This is a genomic window from Pseudarthrobacter sp. RHLT3-21 (assembly GCF_059383495.1).
This window is the reverse complement of sequence record NZ_JBWZCI010000001.1, coordinates 396,315-418,197: the sequence shown is the minus strand read 5'-3', so window position 1 is coordinate 418,197 and position 21,883 is coordinate 396,315. Positions and strand designations below refer to the sequence as shown.

19 protein-coding genes and 1 riboswitch are annotated in these 21,883 nt (G+C 65.1%); of the genes, 3 read left to right on the top strand and 16 right to left on the bottom strand.

Going from position 1 to position 21,883, the window contains the following annotated elements; genetic code table 11:
* The 3 genes from rpsP to AC50YA_RS01895 form a co-directional block, all read right to left on the bottom strand.
* Positions 1–417, bottom strand: coding sequence for a 30S ribosomal protein S16 (gene rpsP, locus AC50YA_RS01905; RefSeq protein ID WP_160671759.1), 417 nt, complete (start codon positions 415–417; stop codon positions 1–3).
* 212 nt (positions 418–629) lie between these two features.
* Positions 630–1,067: a hypothetical protein gene (locus AC50YA_RS01900; RefSeq protein WP_494980687.1), complete on the bottom strand. Its 438-nt coding sequence runs from the start codon at positions 1,065–1,067 to the stop codon at positions 630–632.
* A gap of 113 nt (positions 1,068–1,180) precedes the next feature.
* Positions 1,181–2,056 carry a VOC family protein gene (locus AC50YA_RS01895; RefSeq protein ID WP_494980686.1) on the bottom strand — a complete coding sequence of 292 codons (876 nt, stop codon included), beginning with the start codon at positions 2,054–2,056 and terminating at the stop codon, positions 1,181–1,183.
* A gap of 154 nt (positions 2,057–2,210) precedes the next feature.
* Positions 2,211–2,318: riboswitch (TPP riboswitch) on the top strand.
* Between AC50YA_RS01895 and thiC the strand changes: the two genes are divergently transcribed.
* Positions 2,313–4,130, top strand: coding sequence for a phosphomethylpyrimidine synthase ThiC (thiC, locus tag AC50YA_RS01890; protein ID WP_494980685.1), 1,818 nt, complete (start codon positions 2,313–2,315; stop codon positions 4,128–4,130). (Overlaps the previous riboswitch by 6 nt.)
* Positions 4,131–4,134: 4 nt before the next feature.
* Here the strand turns inward: thiC and AC50YA_RS01885 are convergent, their stop codons facing one another.
* The gene (locus tag AC50YA_RS01885) at positions 4,135–4,869 is read right to left on the bottom strand and encodes an alpha/beta hydrolase (protein ID WP_494980684.1); all 735 of its coding nucleotides are present in this window, start codon (positions 4,867–4,869) and stop codon (positions 4,135–4,137) included.
* 103 nt (positions 4,870–4,972) lie between these two features.
* A complete protein-coding gene (gene ffh, locus AC50YA_RS01880) occupies positions 4,973–6,553 on the bottom strand; it encodes a signal recognition particle protein (RefSeq protein ID WP_494980683.1) in 1,581 nt (526 codons plus the stop codon).
* An 88-nt stretch (positions 6,554–6,641) separates the two neighbouring features.
* Here ffh and AC50YA_RS01875 point away from each other — a divergent pair, with 88 nt between their 5' ends.
* A complete protein-coding gene (locus tag AC50YA_RS01875; RefSeq protein ID WP_494980682.1) occupies positions 6,642–8,045 on the top strand; it encodes a glucose-6-phosphate dehydrogenase in 1,404 nt (467 codons plus the stop codon).
* Positions 8,046–8,142: 97 nt separating this feature from the next.
* On the opposite strand, the gene AC50YA_RS01870 is transcribed toward AC50YA_RS01875, so the two are convergent.
* Together AC50YA_RS01870 and AC50YA_RS01865 are read right to left on the bottom strand one after the other, a co-directional pair.
* Positions 8,143–8,481, bottom strand: coding sequence for a P-II family nitrogen regulator (locus AC50YA_RS01870; RefSeq protein WP_056349123.1), 339 nt, complete (start codon positions 8,479–8,481; stop codon positions 8,143–8,145).
* Positions 8,478–9,836 (bottom strand): ammonium transporter, encoded by a 1,359-nt coding sequence (locus AC50YA_RS01865; protein ID WP_494980681.1) that lies wholly within the window; start codon positions 9,834–9,836, stop codon positions 8,478–8,480. The genes AC50YA_RS01870 and AC50YA_RS01865 overlap by 4 nt, the downstream gene beginning before the upstream one ends.
* A 226-nt stretch (positions 9,837–10,062) precedes the next feature.
* Here AC50YA_RS01865 and AC50YA_RS01860 point away from each other — a divergent pair, with 226 nt between their 5' ends.
* Entirely contained in the window at positions 10,063–11,304 is a 1,242-nt protein-coding gene (locus tag AC50YA_RS01860; protein WP_494980680.1) for an MFS transporter, read from the top strand.
* Between the two features lie 82 nt (positions 11,305–11,386).
* Here the strand turns inward: AC50YA_RS01860 and ftsY are convergent, their stop codons facing one another.
* From ftsY to coaD, 9 genes are all read right to left on the bottom strand, one after another.
* Positions 11,387–12,589, bottom strand: a complete 1,203-nt coding sequence (gene ftsY, locus AC50YA_RS01855) for a signal recognition particle-docking protein FtsY (RefSeq protein ID WP_494980679.1) — start codon at positions 12,587–12,589, stop codon at positions 11,387–11,389.
* A gap of 55 nt (positions 12,590–12,644) precedes the next feature.
* Positions 12,645–16,235 (bottom strand): chromosome segregation protein SMC, encoded by a 3,591-nt coding sequence (gene smc / locus AC50YA_RS01850; protein ID WP_494980678.1) that lies wholly within the window; start codon positions 16,233–16,235, stop codon positions 12,645–12,647.
* A 102-nt stretch (positions 16,236–16,337) separates the two neighbouring features.
* Entirely contained in the window at positions 16,338–17,321 is a 984-nt protein-coding gene (locus AC50YA_RS01845) for a TolB family protein (protein ID WP_494980677.1), read from the bottom strand.
* Between the two features lie 35 nt (positions 17,322–17,356).
* Positions 17,357–18,640 carry an MFS transporter gene (locus tag AC50YA_RS01840; protein ID WP_494980676.1) on the bottom strand — a complete coding sequence of 428 codons (1,284 nt, stop codon included), beginning with the start codon at positions 18,638–18,640 and terminating at the stop codon, positions 17,357–17,359.
* A 131-nt stretch (positions 18,641–18,771) separates the two neighbouring features.
* Positions 18,772–19,719 (bottom strand): bifunctional DNA-formamidopyrimidine glycosylase/DNA-(apurinic or apyrimidinic site) lyase, encoded by a 948-nt coding sequence (gene mutM, locus AC50YA_RS01835; RefSeq protein WP_494980675.1) that lies wholly within the window; start codon positions 19,717–19,719, stop codon positions 18,772–18,774.
* Between the two features lie 6 nt (positions 19,720–19,725).
* Positions 19,726–20,466 carry a ribonuclease III gene (gene rnc / locus AC50YA_RS01830; protein ID WP_494980674.1) on the bottom strand — a complete coding sequence of 247 codons (741 nt, stop codon included), beginning with the start codon at positions 20,464–20,466 and terminating at the stop codon, positions 19,726–19,728.
* A 21-nt stretch (positions 20,467–20,487) separates the two neighbouring features.
* Entirely contained in the window at positions 20,488–20,691 is a 204-nt protein-coding gene (rpmF, locus tag AC50YA_RS01825) for a 50S ribosomal protein L32 (RefSeq protein ID WP_009356569.1), read from the bottom strand.
* A gap of 36 nt (positions 20,692–20,727) precedes the next feature.
* Entirely contained in the window at positions 20,728–21,252 is a 525-nt protein-coding gene (locus AC50YA_RS01820) for a YceD family protein (RefSeq protein WP_494980673.1), read from the bottom strand.
* Between the two features lie 124 nt (positions 21,253–21,376).
* Positions 21,377–21,877, bottom strand: coding sequence for a pantetheine-phosphate adenylyltransferase (gene coaD, locus AC50YA_RS01815; protein ID WP_494980672.1), 501 nt, complete (start codon positions 21,875–21,877; stop codon positions 21,377–21,379).
* Positions 21,878–21,883: the final 6 nt, after the last annotated feature.

Sequence of the window (21,883 nt, the reverse complement as noted above, 5' to 3'; positions counted from 1 at the left end):
CTACTCAGCCTCGGTGGTCTCTGCTTCGGCCGGGGCCTCGGCTGCGTCAGACTGCTTTGCCTTCTTGGTGATGGCTTCCGGGATGATCACGGAACCCTTTTCCGGGGCAACAAAGGCAACCTTCGGAGCTTTGGTCTTCAGGGTGCCTTCCTGGCCCGGGAGGCCCTTGAACTTCTGCCAGTCACCGGTGATCTTGAGGATCGCGGCAACCTGCTCGGACGGCTGTGCGCCGACGCCGAGCCAGTACTGGGCACGGTCCGTGTCGACCTCGATGTATGAGGGCTCTTCGGTGGGGTGGTACTTGCCGATCTCTTCGATGGCACGGCCGTCACGCTTGGAGCGTGCGTCCATGACGACGATGCGGTAGTACGGTGCGCGCATCTTGCCAAAGCGCTTAAGGCGAATCTTTACGGCCACTTTTGTGGTCACTCCTGTTTCAGAAAAGGGGTGAACCGACGTTCTGCACCCGTGGGGCGGGCCATACTTGAGGGTTCAAAGGACAGGATCCAGACGCGGAGAGAGGGGCCACGCAGATCGAGTACCTGTTTATTGTGCCAGATCAGCGTCCGGATTTCGACTTGACACGTACGGATGGAGCAGCCGGGCGGACCCGGCAGGCCGCAGCCGGCCTAGGACGACCAGACATATACCCCGGTGCGCGCGGCGTCATCGATGGAGTTGGCCAGCTCCGCGAACTGCTGGACATAGGTCCGGGCCTCGGCCGCGCCGAAGGGCATGTCATCCTGGGTGGCCCACTTTTCAGCGACGTCGTCCAGGACATTGCCTTCACCTTCAGTCTCATAGCTGAGCAGGTCCGCCAGCGCACGCACCATGGCCGGCGGAACTCCAAGGAGGGAATCACTGGCCACGTCAACCATGGCCAGTTCGTAGTCCGCGCCACCGGCATGGACCGCAGCACCGGCAAGGTCGCCCAGCTGTTCGATTTCGAAATCGCTGATTCCGGGGATCCGCAGGGCAGGGCCCGTCGGGGAGCCGCCGTCATCAAGGACATCGGCCCGCCTTAGCGCGGCATCGTGGGTGGCAACAAAAATTTCAGTGAAGCCCATGGGAACAGCTCTCATTCCGTCGACGGTGCGGCCCAGAAGGGCAGCATAAGGCGCCGCCCCGGCCGTTCAGAATCAGCCTAGTACAAGGCGCGCCGCACATTTGGCATCCGCACTCAGCGGACGGCGACACGGATGCTGTTGCGCCAAGGATCCTCGAACCGAAGTTCAGCGCCCGTGTGGTGCGAGGCCACACCGGCGACCTTCAGGCGGTCGGCGAGCGCTCCGACGTCGTCCCCCGAAGGGACCTCGATGAGCACCTCGCCCAGGCCCAGGGTGTCCTTGCGGGGCCCGGCGCCGCGGCTGTTCCAGACGTTCATGGCCATGTGGTGGTGGTACCGGCCCGCGGAGACAAACAGGGCCTGCCCGTGCCAGCCCGCGGTCTTCTCGAAGCCAAGCGTGCCCACGTAGAAATCGTGCGCCGACTGGACGTCGCCCACCTGGAGGTGGACGTGGCCTATGCCGGCTTCGGTGGCCTGCTGGCCGCTCATGGATTCCGGCGTCAGGTGCTGCTCAAGGTAGCGCTGCGGCGGCAGGGCCAGGCTGTCCATCACCACGTCCTTGCCGTTCCAAGACCAGTTTTCGCGGGGCCGGTCCCAGTAGAGTTCGATGCCGTTGCCTTCGGGGTCATTGAAGTAGAAGGCCTCGCTGACGAGGTGGTCTGCGCTGCCGGTGAAGGAGCGGGGTTCGTACTGTGCGGCCGTGGCTACCGTTGCAGCAAGCGAAGCCTGGTCATCAAAGAGCAGCGCGGTATGGAACAGCCCGGCCTCTCCCCTCGCGGGCAGGTTCAACGACGGCGCGGCCGCGAGGTGGACCAGGGGGCGCTGGAGCCGGCCAAGGTAGATTCCGCCGTCCTGTTCGGCGACAACCTCCAGGCCGAGCGCACGCTGGTAGTAGTCGGTCATCAGCTTCATGTCGCCTACCTTGAGCATCACGGTGCCCATGGAGAGATCGGCAGGAAGGAGATCCTGGCTGGTGGCTTCTGCAGACATTGAAAACTCCCGGTCCGGTGGCCTTCGGGGTCGAAGGCGACTATAGCTCCAATTTACTTGAAGCTTCAATTTAATTCAAGTGGCTGAGCAGACAGGTTGCGACCGCTTCCCGTGATTGCTGTCACCAGGCCACCCTCGGCCTGTGGTAGCTTCGAATTGACCACACGGGAGCCCTTGCAGGGGCTGAGATCGGGCTAACGCAGCCTGCGACCGTTGAACCTGTCCGGGTAATGCCGGCGAAGGAAGTGAGTATTCATTGAATACACAAGAAACACAGCTGATCCCTGCCCAAAATGAAGCCGACCAGGATCAAACGGTCCAGCCTGAAACCCAGTCACTGAAGTCCCATTCGCTGGCGTTTATCACTGATGACGCCACCGGGATCCGGGTTCCCGTGACCGAGATCGCGCTGGAACCGTCACCGAACGGCGAGGCGAACGGGCCTTTCCGGACCTACCGCACGGCCGGTCCGGGCAGTGATCCGGTGGTGGGTCTCAACCCGTTCCGCTCGGAGTGGATCGCCGCCCGCGGCGACACCGAGCCCTACAGCGGCCGGGAACGGAACCTGCTCGACGACGGCAAGTCAGCAGTGCGTCGCGGCGCAGCCTCCGCAGAGTGGAAGGGCGCGCAGCCGGTGCCCCGCCGCGCCGTCGGGGGCAAGAATGTCACGCAGATGCACTACGCCCGGCAGGGTCTCATCACGCCGGAGATGCAGTTCGTTGCCCTCCGCGAAAACTGCGGCGTGGAACTGGTCCGCAGCGAAGTCGCTGCCGGCCGCGCCATCATCCCCAACAACATCAACCACCCGGAATCAGAACCGATGATCATCGGCAAGGCCTTCCTGGTGAAGATCAACGCGAACATCGGCAACTCCGCGGTGACCAGCTCCATTGCCGAGGAAGTGGACAAACTCCAATGGGCCACCCAGTGGGGCGCCGACACGGTGATGGACCTGTCCACCGGCGATGATATCCACACCACCCGGGAATGGCTCATCCGCAACTCCCCCGTGCCCATCGGAACAGTGCCCATTTACCAGGCATTGGAGAAGGTCAACGGCGAGGCCAACGCACTGACGTGGGAGATCTTCCGGGACACGGTCATTGAGCAGTGCGAGCAGGGCGTGGACTACATGACCATCCACGCCGGTGTGCTGCTGCGTTACGTGCCGCTGACGGCAAACCGCGTCACCGGCATTGTCTCCCGGGGCGGTGCGATCATGGCGGGCTGGTGTCTTGCCCACCACCAGGAGAACTTCCTCTACACGCACTTCGACGAGCTTTGCGAGATCTTCGCCAAATACGACGTCGCGTTCTCCCTGGGCGACGGACTGCGCCCGGGAGCGACGGCGGACGCCAACGACGCCGCCCAGTTCGCCGAGCTCGACACCCTGGCCGAATTGACCCAGCGGGCGTGGGAATTCGATGTACAGGTCATGGTGGAGGGTCCCGGGCACGTCCCCTTCCACCTGGTGCGGGAGAACGTGGAACGCCAGCAGGAACTCTGCAAGGGCGCCCCGTTCTACACGCTGGGGCCGCTGGTCACAGACATTGCCCCGGGCTATGACCACATCACGTCAGCCATCGGAGCCACCGAGATCGCCCGCTACGGCACGGCGATGCTCTGTTATGTCACGCCCAAGGAACACCTTGGCCTCCCGAACAAGGACGACGTGAAGACCGGGGTGATCACCTACAAGATCGCCGCCCATGCAGCCGACCTTGCCAAGGGCCACCCCGGCGCCCATGAACGGGACGATGCCCTGTCCAAAGCCCGGTTCGAGTTCCGCTGGCGCGACCAGTTCGCGCTATCCCTTGACCCGGTTACAGCGGAGGCCTTCCATGACGAGACGCTGCCGGCCGAGCCGGCGAAAACGGCCCACTTCTGCTCCATGTGCGGCCCGAAGTTCTGCTCCATGAAAATCAGCCAGGACATCAGGGACGAATACGGTTCCGCAGATTCGCAGGCGGCCATCGCCGAGGCCTACAGCGGGATGCGCGAAAAGAGTGCGGAGTTCCTGGCCGCCGGCGGGAAGGTCTACCTCCCCGAGCTGCGGATCCCTGCCGGGAGCTGATGGCTCAGGAAGCCTGAACTGAGCGTGACCTGCCGACGTCGGCGATGAAGGACCGGATGGCACGGTCACCTTCGGCAGAGTCCTGGGGCCGGTGTCCTCCCGCAGCAATGCGGTGCAGGGCACCGGTTTCCTGCAGATATCCGGCGATCTCCTCGTAGAGCGGTTCCCAGCCGCCAGTCAGGACCATGGTGGGGACGCCCGGAACAATGTGCAGCGGCGCGTCCCAGGACGGTGCCTGCAACCGGAGCCGGCGTGCTGACCGTTGTTCCTCCGGCGTGGCGGGCTCCTGCAGGTCCGCCGCGAACATCCTCCGTACGAACTCACGCTGGAAGTCTTCGTCACTGAGTTGGTGCCGGACGTCGAACAGCGGTTGCATCAGGGCCCTGTGGGCAGATGTGGCCGGAAGTTCGGCGGTCAGGGACAGGCACGCCGGTTCAACCAGGGTGAGGGAAAACACCAGATCGGGGCGTTCGACGGCGGCCATCATGGCCGCAATGGCGCCCTGGGCGTGGGCGACAACGTGGCCGCCGGCGGCACCGCGGCCGTCATCGGCAAGGGAGCGCAGGATGATGGCAGTGTCTTCAGTGAACGAGGACTCCATGGGTTCAGCGACGGGGTCAAAGCCGTGCCGCCGCAGGAACAGGGCGTCGTACGTCAGCGCCATTCCATGCTGGCGCGGCCACGCCGCCGCACCGAAAGGTCCGGCGCCGTGCACGAACACTACGCGCTGCTTAAACATGAGCCAACCCTATTCCACGGCAATGACATCCCAACCGGGTAGCCGTAAGTGTCGTTATGAGCGACCAAAACGACACTAACTTCTACCAGGTTGGGAGAGGTGGCTATTTGCCGAGGAACTTGTCGAATCCCTTGGGCAGGTTCAGCTGCGAAGGGTCGAAGTCGCCGCCCTGCTGGCCGAACGCTGCCCCTGTGGGGAGAGCCTTCGCCGCGCCGGCCCGCCGGGCCTCGGCGTCCTTGAGCTCCTGGGCAGCCTTGGCAGGGTTGCCGGAGCGGGCCTTCTTCTTCGGGGCGTTCTTGCCGCCCTTCCGAGCACCGCCGGGGCTGCCCAGGCCGGGCATCCCGGGCATTCCGGGCATGCCGCCGCCCTGGGCCATCTTCTTCATCATCTTCTGGGCCTGGCCGAAGCGCTCCAGCAGGCCGTTGACCTCGGAGACGTGCACGCCTGAACCTCGGGCGATGCGTGCCCGGCGGGAGCCGTTGATGATTTTGGGGGCGACGCGTTCGTGCGGCGTCATGGAACGGACGATCGCTTCGACCCGGTCGATCTCGCGCTCGTCAAAGTTCTCCAGCTGCTCACGGATGTTCTGCGCTCCGGGCATCATCATGAGCATCTTCTTCATGGAGCCCATGTTGCGGATCTGCTGCATCTGGGAGAGGAAGTCGTCCAGCGTGAAGTCTTCCTGATCGGCGAATTTCTTCGCCATCCGGGCGGCTTCGTCCTTGTCCCAGTTCTTCTCCGCCTGCTCAATCAGGGTGAGGACGTCACCCATGTCCAGGATGCGGGAGGCCATGCGGTCCGGGTGGAACAGCTCAAAGTCATCCACGCCTTCGCCGGTGGAGGCGAACATAACCGGCTTACCGGTGACCGACGCGACCGACAGTGCGGCACCGCCGCGGGCGTCGCCGTCGAGCTTTGACAGCACGATTCCGGTGAAGTTCACACCCTCGTCAAACGCCACAGCAGTGTTCACGGCGTCCTGTCCGATCATGGCGTCGATCACGAACAGCACTTCATTGGGGACGATGGCGCGGCGGATCTCGCGCGCCTGATCCATCATCTCGGCATCAACACCGAGTCGACCGGCGGTGTCAACAATCACAACGTCGTGCAGCTTCTGGCGCGCTTCCTCGACGCCGGCGCGGGCGACGGCGACCGGGTCACCGGCGGGGTGCTCCAGTTCCGAGGTGGCTCCGGGGTGCGGGGCGAAAACGGGCACGCCGGCACGCTTGCCGACGACCTGGAGCTGGGTGACGGCATTGGGCCGCTGGAGATCACATGCCACCAGGAGGGGGCTGTGGCCTTGGGCCTTGAGCCATTTGGAGAGCTTGCCCGCGAGGGTGGTCTTACCGGCACCCTGGAGGCCGGCCAGCATGATGATGGTGGGGCCGGTCTTGGCCAGGCGGATGCGGCGGGTCTCGCCACCGAGGATCTCAACGAGCTCCTCATTAACGATCTTGACGATCTGCTGGCTGGGGTTCAGCGCCCCCGATACCTCTGCCCCGAGGGCACGCTCACGGACGCGGGCCGTAAACTCACGCACCACAGAAACGGCAACATCGGCATCCAGGAGGGCGCGGCGGATCTCGCGGACTGTGGCATCGACATCGGCCTCGGTGAGGCGGCCCTTGCCACGGAGATTCTTGAAGGTTGCTGTCAACCGGTCAGAGAGTGAATTGAACACGCGCCGCGCACTTCTTTCAGTGGATTTACAGGGGGGACTCGACTATCTAGGGTACCAAGTCGGGCTTGCCGGATGGCATGCTGGCAGGGTGACGAGCCAAACAAGTGTAAAAACCCTGCTCATTCTCGGTGCCTCCGGCGATTTGACCGGCCGGCTCCTGCTGCCGGGATTGGCCCGGCTGGTGGCGACCGGCCGCGCCGATGACCTGTTCCTGGTGGGCGCCGGCTCCGACGCGTGGACCCCGGAACAGTGGCGGACCCGGGTCCACGAGGCCTTCGCCCCGGCAGCTGAGGCTGCCGACACGGCTGGAAAAAAGGCCCTCACCGCCTTGGCGAAGGCCACGGCCTACCACCAGCTTGATGTTACGGCGGACGGGGCCCTGGCGGCATTGTTGGCCGGGCTGGAAGGCCCCACCGCGATCTACTTTGCGTTGCCTCCCCATGTCAGCCAGCTTGCCTGCGAGTCCCTGCACCCTGACCAGGTTCCGGCCGGAACACGGCTGGTAATGGAGAAACCCTTCGGCTCCAGCGAAGCTTCGGCCCGTTCCCTCAACCGCACGCTCGCCGCCCTGGTGCCGGAGGACCGCATCCACCGGGTGGACCATTTCCTGGGCAAAGCAACGGTGCTGAACATCCTGGGCCTGCGCTTTGCGAACAATTTCCTGGAACCGGTCTGGAACCGCGAGCATGTGGAAAAGGTCGAGATCATCTTCGACGAGGACCTGGCACTGGAGGGTAGGGCGAGGTATTACGACAATGCCGGCGCCCTGCGCGACATGATCCAGAGCCACCTGCTGCAGATCATGGCCCTGATGGCCGTTGAACCGCCGGCCACCATCGGGGAGCGGGACCTCCGGGACGCCATCGCGGCCGTGCTCCGCGCCAGCAGCATCAGCGCGCCGTATGCGAAATCCACGCGCCGGGCCACGTATACGGCGGGTTCGATTGCCGGCAGGAAGGTCCCGGACTATACGCAGGAAGAAGGGGTGGATGCAGCCCGCGGGACGGAGACCCTGGCGGAAGTCCGGGTGGACATCGACAACTGGCGCTGGAAGGGGGTCCCGTTCATCCTGCGGTCGGGCAAGGCCCTCGGGGTGAAACGCAAGGAAGCCGTAGTCACCTTCCGCCCCGTCCCGCATCTTCCGGCAGGATTCACGGGCGTGGACTCCCCCAACCAGCTGCGGATCGGGTTCGGGCCGGATACCCTGGCGTTCGACGTCGACGTCAACGGTCCCGGCAGCATGTTCAGCCTGAGCCGCACAACATTGAATGCGGACCTGAGCGCGTCTGAGTTGCTGCCCTATGGCGAAGTGCTGGAGGGCGTCCTGAGCGGCGACCCGCTGCTCTCGGTGCGCGGCGACACCGCGGAGGACTGCTGGCGGATTCTTGAGCCGGTGCTGAAGGCCTGGCAGCGGGGCACGGTGCCGCTGGAAAAGTACGACGCCGGTACGGCCGGTCCCGCCGGATGGCCAGGTTCTGCGCCGGCTGGCTAAGCGCCGGCTGAGTAGGCCACAACAAACAGAGCGGGCAGCGAACCCTTTCGAGGTTCCTGCCCGCTCTTGCTTGTGGCTCAATAGACTTTTGGAAGCGCTAGATTGCGGCGACGCCGCGTTCTCCCGTGCGGACCCTGACCGCTTCGAAGACGTCCACGGTCCAGACCTTGCCATCGCCCGCGCGGCCGGTGTTGGAGCTGGCGATGATGACGTCAAGGATGTCATCGGCCTGCTCGTCCGTGGCGAGGACTTCAACCCGGATCTTGGGCAGGAGGTCCACGTTGTATTCAGCTCCGCGGTAGACCTCCGTGTAGCCGCGCTGGCGGCCGTAGCCGCTGGCCGCACTGACCGTCAGCCCCTGGACACCGTAGGATTCCAGGCCTTCCCGGATGGCTTCGAGCTTCTCCGGACGGACGATCGCTGTGATCAGTTTCATGCTTCCACGCTTTCCTTGCCGGCTGCCGGCTCAGTCTTCTTGGCACCGGACGCGACGGCGGTTGCACCCTCCGTCGATGTTGCCTTGCCCGTGATCAGTTCGTGGAGCGGCTGGAAGCTCCCGCCGTGGCCGCCCACTCCGAACTCGTACGCCGTCTCGGCGTGCAGGCTGAGGTCAACTCCAACGACTTCCTGCTCCTGCGAAACACGGAAGCCCATGGTCTTGTGGATGGCGAAGGCGATGATCGCCGTGAGGATTGCCGAGTACGCGATGGCGATGCCTGCCACTGCGAGCTGGGCCCAAAGCTGGGCCGGGCCGCCGCCGTAGAAGAGGCCGCCGCCCACACCGTCCGTGGGGAGGGCGATGAAGCCCAGGGCAACCGTTCCGATGATGCCGGAGACCAGGTGAACGCCCACAACATCCAGGGAGTCATCGAAGCCCCAGCGGAACTTGAGGCCGACGGCCAGGGCCGAGGCGACACCGGCGATGACGCCGAGACCGAGCGCGCCCACCGGGCTGACGTTGGCACAGGCCGGGGTGATGGCAACCAGGCCGGCAACCACACCGGAGGCAGCACCAAGGGAGGTGGGGTGGCCGTCGCGGATCCGTTCGGTGACAAGCCAGCCGAGCATTGCCGCGGCCGGGGCTGCGAGGGTGTTGACCCAGATCAGGCCGCCCTGCTCAGCAGTGGTGGCCGCGCCGCCGTTGAAGCCGAACCAGCCGAACCAGAGAATGGCTGCACCGAGCATTACGAACGGGATGTTGTGCGGGCGGTGGTTGGGGTCCTTGCCGAAGCCGCGGCGGTTGCCGATGATCAGGACCAGCACGAGGGCTGCCACACCGGCGTTGATGTGGACCACGGTGCCGCCGGCGAAGTCGATGGCCGGGCCGAGGGCCTGGCCAATGGCGCCCTCGGGGCCGAAGAGGCCGCCGCCCCAGACCATGTAGGCCAGGGGGCAGTAGACGAGGGTGACCCAGACGGGGACGAAGACGGACCAGGCGCCGAATTTGGCGCGGTCAGCGATCGCGCCACTGATGAGGGCGACGGTGATGATGGCGAAGGTGGCGGCGTAGCCGACCTTGATGAGCCCGTCCGGGCTCGTGATGCCTTCAAGGCCGAAGGTGGCGAACGGGTTCCCGACAATCTGCAGGAAGCCCTCGCCGGAACTCATCGAAGCGCCCCAGAGGACCCAGACCACGCCGACCATGCCGATGGAAATGAAGCTCATCATCATCATGTTCAATGCAGCTTTGGCGCGCGTCATGCCGCCGTAGAAAAATGCCAGACCTGGTGTCATGAACAGCACGAGTGCTGCTGCCACCATGAGCCATACGTGACCTGCGGTAAGTTCCATGGTGCACGTCCTCCCTATGATCGATGCTGCGGAATGCTCCGCCTTACTAACGCCTTTTGCGTCCTGCATCGAGTCTGTCCCTGCCGTGTTTCGCCCGCGGAGGATTTACATTGCGGGATTGTTACAACAACCTCCCGGAAGTAAATGGTGCATATCGGGCTTGTTACGGTTATGTTTCACCCCTGCCGCCGGCCACCGGCTGCCTACTTTGCAAGGAACCCGCCCCATGACGGCACCATCACGCGTGAGCCGCGCCACAACACGGATTTTGTCCGTTATCCGCCCGCAGCGGCCCAGGCTTCCGCGCGACATCAAGGTGATGCTCGCTGCGGCGTTCCTGATTGCCCTCGGCTTCGGCCTGGTGGCGCCCGTATTGCCGCAATTCGCCACCACGTTCGACGTCGGGGCGACAGCCGCCGCCGTGATCGTGAGCATCTTTGCCTTTATGCGGCTGGTGTTCGCCCCGGCCGGCGGGGCCTTGATCGGCCGATGGGGTGAGCGGCCGGTCTATGTGGCGGGGCTGCTGATTGTGGCGGCATCAACCGCGGCGTGCGCGTTTGCCCAGGACTATTGGCAGCTCCTGGTCTTCCGGGGGCTTGGCGGCGTGGGCTCGGTGATGTTCACGGTGGCTTCCATGGCGCTTGTGGTGCGGCTGGCGCCGCCGGAAAGCCGGGGCAGGGTGTCCGGCGCTTATGCGTCCGCGTTCCTGATCGGCAGCGTCCTGGGTCCGGTGGTTGGTGGCTTGCTCGCCGGATTCGGCTTGCGGGTACCGTTCCTTGGCTACGCGGCCGCCCTGGTCCTTGCTGCCGCGGTGGTCCAGACCCAGCTCAGCCACGCGCCGTCCGCGGCCCGGTCCACGGTGAGCCGCGCCCCTGACATGCGGTTCACCGAGGCCTGGGGAGTCGGTGTGTACCGCTCGGCGCTGCTGTCCAGCTTCGCCAACGGTTGGGCCACGTTCGGTGTGCGGATGGCCACCGTCCCGCTGTTTGCCGTTGCTGCGCTCGGCGCCGGCCCTGAGGCTGCGGGCCTTGCTCTGGCCGTTTTTGCTGCGGGCAACGCCGCCGCGCTGACGTTCTCCGGCCGGCTGGCGGACAGTCTGGGCCGGCGGCCGTTGATGGTCGTTGGGCTCTTGGTCGCCGGGGTCGCCACGGCCGCCATCGGCTTCACGTCCCACCTGGGGTGGTTCCTCGCCGCGTCTGTTGTGGCCGGGGTTGGGTCCGGACTGCTGGGACCTGCCCAGCAGGCCGCCGTCGCGGATGTCATCGGCAATGAGCGGTCCGGCGGGCGGGTCCTGGCCGCGTACCAGATGACCTCGGACGTCGGGGCGATCGCCGGACCAGTGCTGGTGGGGGTCCTGGCGGACCGGCTGGGCTACGGCTGGGCATTCGGAGTCACGGGCGGCGTGCTGGTGCTCGCGGCGGCCTGCTGGTCCGTAACGCGCGAGCCGCTGAAACACAACGAGGGGTGAGATCCCGCCGCCATAGCTTCTGCTTAGCGGCGGGATCTCACCCCTCGTTTGTGCAAACCCGGTGTTTGGGTAAACCCAGTTCCTAGTTCAGCAGGGCGTCCACAAAGCTCTCAACTTCAAACGGAGCAAGGTCATCGGCCCCTTCGCCAAGACCAATCAGCTTGACCGGCACGCCGAGTGATTTCTGGATGGCAACCACGATGCCGCCCTTGGCGGTCCCGTCCAGCTTGGTCAGGACAATGCCGGTGATGTTCACAACCTCGGAGAAGACGCGGGCCTGGTTCAGGCCGTTCTGGCCGGTGGTGGCGTCCAGCACGAGCAGAACCTCGTCAACCTCCGCCAGCTTCTCGATGACGCGCTTGACCTTGCCAAGTTCGTCCATCAGGCCGGTCTTGTTCTGCAGGCGGCCGGCGGTGTCGATCATGACAACGTCGACTTCCTGCTCAATGCCGGCCTTGACCGCCTCATAGGCGACGGACGCTGGGTCTGCGCCGTCGACGTCGGACTTCACGGTGGGAACACCCACACGCTGGCCCCACGTAGCCAGCTGTTCGGCGGCCGCGGCGCGGAAGGTGTCCGCCGCGCCCAGCAGGACGTCCTTGTCCTCTGCAACGAGCACGCGGGCGAGCTTGCCGACAGTGGTGGTTTTGCCCACGCCGTTGACGCCCACCACCAGCACGATGGCCGGCTTGTCCGCGTGCCTGTCAGTGCGCAGTGCGCGGTCCATGGTGGGATCCACCAGCTTGATCAGTTCCTCGCGGAGCAGTGCCTTGACCTGCTCGGGACTCCTGGTGCCGAGCACCTTAACGCGCTCCCGGAGGGCATCGACCAGCTGCATGGTGGGTTCAGTGCCGAGGTCGGCCAGCAGGAGGGTCTCCTCCACTTCATCCCAGACGTTCTCGTCGATCTTGTCGCTGGACAGCAACGCGAGCAGGCTCTTGCCGAGGATGTTGTTCGACCGGACCAGACGCTCGCGGAGGCGGGTCAGGCGGCCCGCAACGGGAAGGGGGGTCTCAACCTGGATGATTTCCAGGCCTGCCACGTCATCAGGAACATCGGTGACTTCGAGGTCTTCGAGGTCGACGCCGGCGGGAGCGTTGGGCTCGGCCGGAACCCCGGGCGCGTCCTCGAGCAGTGTTCCGCCGCCGGTGACGGGGTCATTGGCGTCGCGCGTCCCGCGGTACTGGGTGATGTTCTTCCGCGTCTTCAACAGGACCGGAATCAGCCCGCCGATAACCGCCAGGGCAGCAACAATGGACAGAATAATGGGGAGGATGTCATTCACTCCCCTAGCTTCTCACAAACGTGGCAGGCGTTCGGGGCTGCCGCCTGCGCGGACGCTATACGTCGGCGCCCAGCCGCTGGCTGATGACGGTGGACACGCCGTCGCCGCGCATGGTGACGCCGTAGAGGGCATCAGCCACTTCCATGGTCCGTTTCTGGTGGGTGATCACGATCAGCTGGCTGGACTCACGGAGCTCTTCGAAGATGGTGATGAGCCGCCCGAGGTTGGTGTCATCAAGGGCCGCTTCAACCTCGTCCATCACATAGAACGGCGAGGGGCGGGCTTTGAAGATCGCCACCAACAGAGCGACGGCAGTGAGGGACCGTTCGCCTCCGGACAGCAGTGAGAGCCGCTTGATTTTCTTACCGGCAGGTCGCGCTTCGACTTCGATTCCGGTGGTCAGCATATCCGAAGGGTCGGTGAGGACCAGCCGGCCTTCGCCGCCGGGAAAGAGGCGTTCAAAGACGTGGACGAACTGGTCCCGGGTGTCCTCAAAGGCTCCGGTAAAGACGCGCTGGACCCGGTCATCCACTTCCTTGATGATGTCCAGCAGGTCCTTGCGGCTGGATTTCAGGTCCTCCAGCTGGGTGCTGAGGAACTGGTGCCGTTCCTCCAGCGCCGCGAACTCCTCCAGCGCCAGTGGGTTAACCTTGCCCAGGGCTGAGAGGTCCCGTTCGGCTTTGCGGAGGCGTTTCTCCTGCTCGTCCCTGGCAAAGGGCTTGCCTTCGTGGACCGGTGTGCCGTCATCATCCACGGGTGTCCGTAGTGCCGCCCATTTGTCCCCGCTTTCCTCTGCGGGGACGGGCACCGGGACGTCCGGGCCGAAGTCCGCCACCAGGACGTCGGGGGTGATCCCGAGTTCATCGATGGAACGTGTTTCCAGGGCTTCAATCCGTGCCCGCTGCTGGGCGCGGGCCAGTTCGTCCCGGTGAACCGAATCCGTCAGTTCGGCCAGCTCGCGGGCGAGGGAGTCATTGGTTGTCCGGGTCTCCAGCAGTGCGCGGTCCCGCGCTTCCCGGTTTTCTTCGGCGAGGTCGCGTTCACGCCGGGCCAGCTCAACAGACACGTCGATGAACCGGATTGCCAGCTCCACCGCGGCGGAGACGGCGGCGGCCCGTCCGGCCTGGATCCGACGGCGGCGCGCCCGTTCGGCGGCCTCTTCACGCGCCCGGCGTTCGGCGGTGGCTGCCCGCTCCAGCGAGAGGGCCCGGTTGCGGGTGGCCGTCAGTTGCTCCTCCGTGCTGCGCAGCGACAGTCTCGCGTCCATCTCCGCAGACCGGGCCAGCGACGCTGCCAAGGCGAGGGCATCGCGCTGCTCGGTGGAGGGTTCCTCTTCGGCCGGCGCCTCCTGCGCCGCAGCCAGCCGCGCCGCTACGGCGGCGAGCGCCTGTTCCTCTGACGCGACGTTGGCCTCCGCCCTGGCCAGTGATGTGGCCAGCCTGTCGCTTTCGCCGACGGCGCTGCGCAGGATGGAGTTCAGGTGGCCGAGTTTTTCGGCCACGGCCGCGAGCCGGGCGTCGGAATCGTGCAGGCGGTCCAGGGCAGCCTCGGCCCTCGTCCGGACTCCGGCGCGCCGGACCTCGGCGCCGGCCAGGGCGAACCTGTTCCGTTCCAGATCCGCGGTGACAACGGCCAGCCGGGCCTCGGCGTCGTCCACGGCGGCCTGCACCTCGAGCAGGGACGGCGCCTTTGCCGAGCCTCCAGTCACTGTGAGGGCGGTAAAAACGTCCCCGGCGCGGGTCACGGCTGTCAGGTCCGGGCGTCCGGCAACCAGCAGCCCCGCACCGTCCAGGTCTTCAACAACTGCCACCCGGGTCAGGAGCGCGGCCACGGCGGGGGCGGGCCCGCCCCCGGCGGAAGCCAGGTCCACAGCCCAGCGTGCGCCCGCCGGCAAGGATCCGCCTGTGGCGGGGTTTGCGACCTGCGCGGGAACAGCAGACGCCAGCAGCAGGGAGGCGCGCCCCGCATCGTCGTCCTTCAGGAGCTGCACCACGACGGCGGCCACGTCAGGGTCCCGGACCACGATCGCTTCGGAGGCATCGCCCAGCGCCGCGGCAATCGCCGTCTCGTACCCCGGGTGAATGGTGAGGGCAGAGACAAGGGTGCCCACAACGCCATCCAGTCCGGAGTTGAGGGCGTGCGCCGTGCCGTCCTTGCGGTTAAGGCCAAGCTGCAGCGCATCCCGGCGGGCAACAAGGGCGTCACGTTCGCGGACAGCTTCTCCCCCTGTGGAGCTCAGATCGGCAATCTCCTGCACAACGGCGTCGAGCTCTGCGCTGGCGTCCTCGTAGTCGGCGTCGAGGCTTTCCTCCCCTTCCTCGACCCCCGCCACCTGGGTTTCAAGGGCAGTGAACTCGGACTGGGCCCGGCGGCGGCGTTCCTGTCCGGCGGCGAGTGACTCCCGCAGCCTGCCCAGCTCGGCCTGCGCGGATTCAACCCGCGATCTTGCCGCACCAACTTGTCCGGCAAGCTTCGCCAGACCCTCGCGGCGGTCGGCGGCAGCCCGGAGGACAGCAGTGAGCCTTTTCTCCTCGGCGGTCGCCTCGAGTTCGGCCCCGGTCTTCGCCGCCGTCGCTGAGTCCAGCGCGCTGCGCCGGCCAAGGATGTGGCGCTCCAGCTCCGTCAGCTCATCCCGGACCCAGGCGGCCTGGCGTTCCAGCTGCTCAGGATCCCTGCCCGAGTACGGTTCAGCATCAACGGCGCCCAGCAGCCGGCCGCGTTCCTGGGCCAGCGATCCCAGGGACCGGAGCCGTTCCCTGGACGCGGAGAGCCGGTACCAGATATCCCGCGCGGCGTTGAGCTTTGGCGTGGCCTCGGCTGCGAGCTGTTCCACGGCTGCCTGTTGACGGCGCCCCGCCTCCAGCTGCAGCTCCACCACGGCGCGGCGGGCCTTCAGGGCCGTTTCGTCGGCCACGTCCTGCTCGAGTGAATTCTGTTGCTGGACAAGGTCGTCGGCCAACAGCCGTGCGCGTGCGTCGCGGACATCGAACTGGACCCGCTGGGCGCGGCGTGCCACATCGGCCTGCTTGCCCAGCGGCGTGAGCTGGCGCCTGATCTCCCCCGTCAGGTCGCTCAGCCGTTGCAGGTTCGCCTGCATGGCTTCAAGCTTGCGGACCGTTTTTTCCTTGCGGCGGCGGTGCTTGAGGATACCGGCCGCTTCCTCGATGAAGCCGCGGCGGTCCTCGGGGGTGGCGTGCAGGACCTTGTCCAGCTGGCCCTGGCCGACAATGACATGCATTTCCCGCCCCATACCGGAATCCGAGAGCAGTTCCTGGATGTCGAGCAGGCGGCAGCTGGCACCGTTAATGGCATATTCGGAGCCCCCGGTGCGGAAAAGGGTCCGCGAGATGGTGACCTCGCTGTACTCGATGGGCAGGGCGCCGTCGGTGTTGTCGATGGTCAGGGAGACGTGGGCCCGGCCCAGCGGCGGCCGCCCGGAAGTCCCCGCAAAAATGACGTCCTCCATTTTGCCGCCGCGGAGCGTTTTGGCGCCCTGCTCCCCCATCACCCAGGAGAGGGCGTCCACCACGTTGGACTTGCCGGAACCGTTCGGCCCCACCACTGCAGTGACTCCGGGTTCAAAATCGAAGGTTGTGGCCGACGCAAACGACTTGAACCCACGGACGGTAAGGCTTTTGAGGTGCAAGGTGTTTCTGTTCTCCTGAGTGGCTGAAGCGGCTGCTTTGCTTTCCCAAATCTACTGCGTCCCTGCGGAATTCCGCGGATTTGGGCCCGTCCGCTGTGGCAGCTACTGCCGGACCACCGCAGGAGACCAGGCATGCTCGATGAGGAGAGAGGGCTGCGCCGCCGGGTCAATGGCCAGTGACCAGATATCGCTGTCCTGGCCGGAATCATCCCGCGGAACGCCGTAGACAACTGTACTTGCGTCGAGCCACTCCAGCTGGTCGTCGATGTCGCGTTGTTCCGCGAGGACGGTTTCCGTTCCTGTGGCAAGATCCAGCACCGCGATGTTGCGGTGACCCACCAGGGTGCCGTTGACACTCTTTTTGTAGGCTATCCGGGTTCCGTCCGGAGAAACTGAGGGACATTCAATGCCGGTGGCCGTGACGGTAAGGGTCCGGTCCTGCATGCTTCCCCGTACCAGCCAGATCTTCCCTTGGGAGGAGGCAGTGGCGTAAAAGGCATCGGGCTCCCCTGGCACGAAGGTCACACCCCAAATATTGCGGTCAGTGGCCTTGATCTGTGTTCCGCCCGAGATCAGGAGAAATTCCTCAAGGTTGCCGTGGATGGTGCCGTCCCGGCCACGGACCACCGTCTCCGTGGAAAACCCTGCGCTGGCGTACGAGTGCCCGGCAACGAACACGGTGGTCGCCACAAGTGCGCCGTCCGCACTGATGCGCGTGCGGCTGGGAATTCCTGCCAGCGCCCACGATTCGACGGCGTCCAGGGAGTCGTCGTACGTGGTCGCTTCAAAATTGGTGGGGATCTCGTTTTTGGTGCGCAGACAGCTGACCAGGCCGCGGACCGCGTAGACGCGGTCACACGCGTGTCCGCTGAGGGCCCGCTGGCCGGAGGGGTCAGCGAGCAGCACGGTGGCGGCCTCCCCGAAGCCTTGGCCCGGCGCGGTATTCCTGAACATCACAAATGGTGCGGAGGGAAGGGATCCGGCGGTGACGATTTCAACGGACGACGGCGCTGCCTGGCTGCTTCTTGCCGCCTGGAACGCCGAGGCGGCGTAGGCTGCCGTCCCCGCGGCAAGCAGAACCGCCACGGCCAGCAAAATAAGCCAACGCGCCGGACCGCGGCTCACGCTGCGGCCATCCACCGGCGGACTCCGCCCATCAGGACCGTGCCCGTGACGAGTGCTGCGGCCAGCAGCCCAGCCACCCAGAACATGGCTGTCACCGGTCCGAGCAGGAACCACAGCACGCCGAATCCGGCGGCAGCGACCATTCTGGTCAAGGCAACCACTGTCTGCGCGGTACCAAGGGCCGTTGCCACGTTCGCTGCCGGCGACAGCTGGCTGACGATTGCGGCGAGGACACCGTCTGTGGCGGCGTAGAAAATTCCCAGCAGGAGCAGGCACCCGAGTGTGGCGCCCAGGCCGCCGAAGGGCAGGGCGGCAAGGACGTAGCAGGCCAGAAGTGCCAGGTGTCCGCCCAGAAAGACCGGTATGCGTCCCCACCGGTCGGCCAGTTTCCCCAGCGGGATGGCGAACAGGAGGAAGACAACGTTGGTTCCCACATACAGCAGCGGAAACCACTGCACGGCAAAGGAACCCTTGTCCTGAAGGATCAGGTAGATAAATCCGTCGCCGATGGTGAGGATGCCCAGCAGGCCGGCTGTCACCAGGAGCCGTGCCAGTCCTTGCTTCTTCAAGGTGGCCCACTGCAGCCGGGACCACCGAAATCCCGGACGGACCTCACGCGCCGGCGCAACAGGACCCCGTCCGCGGCCCGGGACCATCAGCACCAGGGCGGCCACGCCGAGGACCGAGAAGGCCAGCGAAACGATAAATACAGTGCTGAAACCGTTCGGGATCAGCACCAGCACCAGGAATGCCAGCAGCGGCCCGGTGGCGGCACCGATGCTGTCCAGCATGCGGTGAACGCCGAAGGACCGTGCAAGGTAGTCCGGTTGCGCAGCCCCGGAGATCAAAGCGTCGCGGGGCGCAGTCCGGATGCCCTTTCCGATCCTGTCTCCCGTGACGATGCCAGCGATTGCCCAGAATCCCCCGGCGAACAGGAAGCCGATCCGGGCCACCGCGGAGAGACCGTAACCGGCCACCGCAACGCGTTTGGGCTGCCCTGTGCGGTCCGAGACCCAGCCTGCGGCGATCCGTACCACGGCGCTGGCACCCTGGTTGATGCCGTCAATGATTCCGAAGGCGATGGTGGACAGGCCCAGGAAGCCCGTGACGTAAAGCGGCAGTATGGCTGCCACGGATTCCGAGGAAATGTCCGTCATCATGCTGACGATGCCGAGCCAGATGATCACCGGGGACAGCCGAAACGCCGTAGCGGCAGCAGCGGGCATTACTGAGTGCGGGTCCTTCTGGCCGCCGGTGCGGTCCGACATCGAAAGGTACAAGGGCTTGCCTGGTTCCTGCTCAGGGACGGGGCACGGACGGCCGCCTGCAGGCGGCCGACCGCTTTATGGCCTCAGTCTGCCAATGGAATCCACATTGCGGAACCGCAGAATCCGCACACTTTCGCTTCGGACTACCAGCGGCCGTTGCGCGGGCGCGGCTGACAGGCCGGGCAGGAGTAGGAGGAGCGGTTCATGAACTGCTCGCGGCGGATCGTGGAGTTAATTCCGACGGCGGCACAACGGCTGCAGGGTTTCCCTTCCCGCCCGTAGGCATTCAGGGAGCGGTCGAAGTAGCCGGAGGCGCCGTTGACGTTGACGTACAAGGAATCGAAGCTGGTGCCGCCGGCCGCGAGTGCGTCCAGCATGACCTCGCGCGCGCTGGTGATGAGCCGCTCCGCATCGCCGCGGCGCAGCGTATCCGTAGGCCTGGCGTAATGCAGCTTTGCCCGCCACAGGGCCTCGTCGGCATAGATATTGCCGATTCCCGAAACCAGCCCCTGGTCCAGCAGGGCACGCTTTAGGCCCGTCTTGCGCTTCCGCAGCCGGCTGTAAAACAGGTCAAAGGAAAACGCCGGGTCCAGGGGGTCCCTGGCGATGTGGGACGCTTCCTCGGCGATAAGCGCAGCGGGCGATTCCGCCTGGCCTCCCGGGCCGCCGTCGTTCGTAGGAACCATGCCGGCGACGAACAACCCGCCGAAAATCCGTTGGTCAACAAACCTGAGTTGTTCGGGCATTCCGGCTACGGGGCTCAGGCGCAGCCTGACCTTGAGGTGTTTCTCATCCGGCACGTCGCCGTCCTGCATCAGGAGCTGGCCGCTCATCCCGAGGTGGGCCATCAGTGCGACAGACGGTGCGCCGACGGAATCCGCAGTCTCGCTCAGCGGCATCCACAGGAATTTTCCGCGGCGCACAACGTCCACAACCGTAGTGCCCTGGAGATTGCCCTTGAAGTCCTCAGGGCCCAAGGCATGGCGGCGGAGGGAGCGTGGGTCCAGCACCTCTACCGCAGTGATGGTCCGGCCGCGGACCCAACTCACCAGTCCGCGGCGGACCACTTCAACTTCAGGCAGTTCGGGCACGGATTCCTAGACGCTGCGGGAGGACTCTGGTGATGCGCCCTCCGATGCAGAGACTACGGCGGCTCCCGCGCTGGGGGAGAGCTGACGCCATGCGTCCGCGGCGGCTTCCTGCTCCGCTTCCTTCTTGGAGTGGCCTGATCCGTTGCCGTATGGCTTGCCCCCGATGTTCAGGACAGCCTTAAACGTGCGGGCGTGGTCCGGCCCGGCCCCCTCAACGGCGTAGTAGATAGTGCCAAGCTGCCGGCTGGCGGCCAGTTCCTGGATGCTGGTCTTCCAGTCCGTGCCGGCGCCGAGGGCGGCCGCATCCTTGAGGAGCGGGCCGATCAGGCGCATGACCAGCTGGCGGGCGGTCTCGATGTCGTTGGACACGTAAGTGGCACCAATGAGCGCTTCCATGGTGTCCGCCAGGATGGAGGCCTTGTTCTTGCCCTCGGTGAGCTTTTCGCCCTGCCCCAGATAGATGTAGTCCCCGATGCCGAGGCTTCGTCCGATGCCGGCGAGGGCGCGCGTGCTGACCACCGCAGAACGGCGTTTGGCAAGGTCGCCTTCGGGCAGTGTGGGGTTGTCCCGGTACAGGGCATCGGTCACGGAGAAGCCCAGGATGGAGTCGCCCAGGAATTCGAGCCGCTCGTTGGTAGGGATGCCGCCGTTTTCGTAGGCGTAGGAACGGTGCGTGAGAGCAAGACGAAGCGTCCCGGCGTCAATGGAGACACCGAGACGCTTCAGAAGCTCTTCAGTTGAAGACATCATGTCAGCCCAAGCGGCCGATTAGACGTCTGCGACCTTGCGGCCCTTGTACTCAAGGAACAACGCAGTGCCAGCCGAGTCGGTGACGACCTTCGCCTGGTGCGGCAGGCTGTAAGTAACCTGGCCGTTCTCTACGGTCTTCACCAGGTGGGGGGCAGTTGCCTTCCACTGGGAGCGGCGGGCGCGGGTATTCGAGCGAGACATTTTCCGCTTGGGAACAGCCACGGCTAACTCATTTCTCTCTAGACAAACACGTACAAATCAATTTTGCCGGTCAGGCTTAGCCATATCAGCTAGGGCAGCCCAGCGAGGATCCAAGACCTCGTGGTGGTGCCCCGGCTCGTCTTCCAGGCGAATTCCGCATTCGGAACAAAGGCCCTGGCAGTCTTCCCGGCACACCGGCTGGAACGGCAGCATGGTTACAACTGCGTCCCGCAACACCGGTTCAAGATCGATCAGATCGCGCTCGACTCGATATTGCTCTTCTTCGTCTTCTTCGTCCGAAAGCAGGACGCCCTCGTAGAAGAAAAGTTCTTGCACATTGACCTCGAGGTCATACGCAAGGGGATCCAGGCATCTGCCGCATTCGCCTTTTACTGCGGCGACCGCGGTTCCTGATACCAGAATTCCTTCGTGTACGGCCTCAAGCCTCAGATCCAGCTCGATATCCGAGCCTTCCTGAACGCCAATGAGTGCCACACCAAGATCACTTGGTGCGGGTACATGTTCTTTCAGTGTCCGCATGCTTCCCGGGCTGCGCCCGATGTCCTTGACGTCGAACGCCAAGGGCGAACTAGCATCTCGTTTAATGAGAACTCCTGTTGAACATATGACCGACGTACCATCTTAGCCTGAAGAACCGCAGGGACTCAAACCAGGCGACGGACGGCCGTCGAAGTACCGGACTAGCCTACCCTCTTGGAAGCTTATCGGGTCCCGACTCGCCCGCGAGCAACCTTTTATGTACCGAACGGGGCACATAATCGGACACGCTGCCACCCAGGCCCGCCACCTCTTTGATCAGGGTGGACGACAAATGCAGGTAGTGCGCCTCGGCCGGCAGGAAAACCGTTTCCACGCCGCTGAGCTGGCGGTTCATCGTAGCCATCGGAAGTTCGTAGTCGAAGTCGGAGGATGAGCGGAGACCCTTCACAATCGCGGAGACACCGCGCTGGCGGCAGTACTCCGCCAGGAGACCGTCGCCCACCGGTTCCACCACAATGCCTTTCAGGGACGCCAGGGTTTCGCGCGCCATGTCCAGGCGGTCCCCCAGGCTGAACCTGTACTTCTTCGCATAGTTGGTGGAAACCGCAACAATCACCTCGTCAAAGAGGCCGGCGGCACGGGCGATGACCTCGAGATGGCCGTTATGAATAGGGTCAAAGGATCCGGGGCAGACAGCGCGTCTCATGCACCG

Excerpts from the sequence above, each read along its gene's own strand:
- AC50YA_RS01900 (WP_494980687.1), bottom strand. The coding sequence starts at position 1,067 with ATGGGCTTCACTGAAATTTTTGTTGCCACCCACGATGCCGCGCTAAGG.
- AC50YA_RS01895 (WP_494980686.1), bottom strand. The coding sequence starts at position 2,056 with ATGTCTGCAGAAGCCACCAGCCAGGATCTCCTTCCTGCCGATCTCTCC.
- AC50YA_RS01885 (WP_494980684.1), bottom strand. The coding sequence starts at position 4,869 with ATGTTTAAGCAGCGCGTAGTGTTCGTGCACGGCGCCGGACCTTTCGGT.
- AC50YA_RS01870 (WP_056349123.1), bottom strand. The coding sequence starts at position 8,481 with ATGAAACTGATCACAGCGATCGTCCGTCCGGAGAAGCTCGAAGCCATC.
- AC50YA_RS01865 (WP_494980681.1), bottom strand. The coding sequence starts at position 9,836 with ATGGAACTTACCGCAGGTCACGTATGGCTCATGGTGGCAGCAGCACTC.
- AC50YA_RS01860 (WP_494980680.1), top strand. The coding sequence starts at position 10,063 with ATGACGGCACCATCACGCGTGAGCCGCGCCACAACACGGATTTTGTCC.
- rnc (WP_494980674.1), bottom strand. The coding sequence starts at position 20,466 with ATGTCTTCAACTGAAGAGCTTCTGAAGCGTCTCGGTGTCTCCATTGAC.
- coaD (WP_494980672.1), bottom strand. The coding sequence starts at position 21,877 with ATGAGACGCGCTGTCTGCCCCGGATCCTTTGACCCTATTCATAACGGC.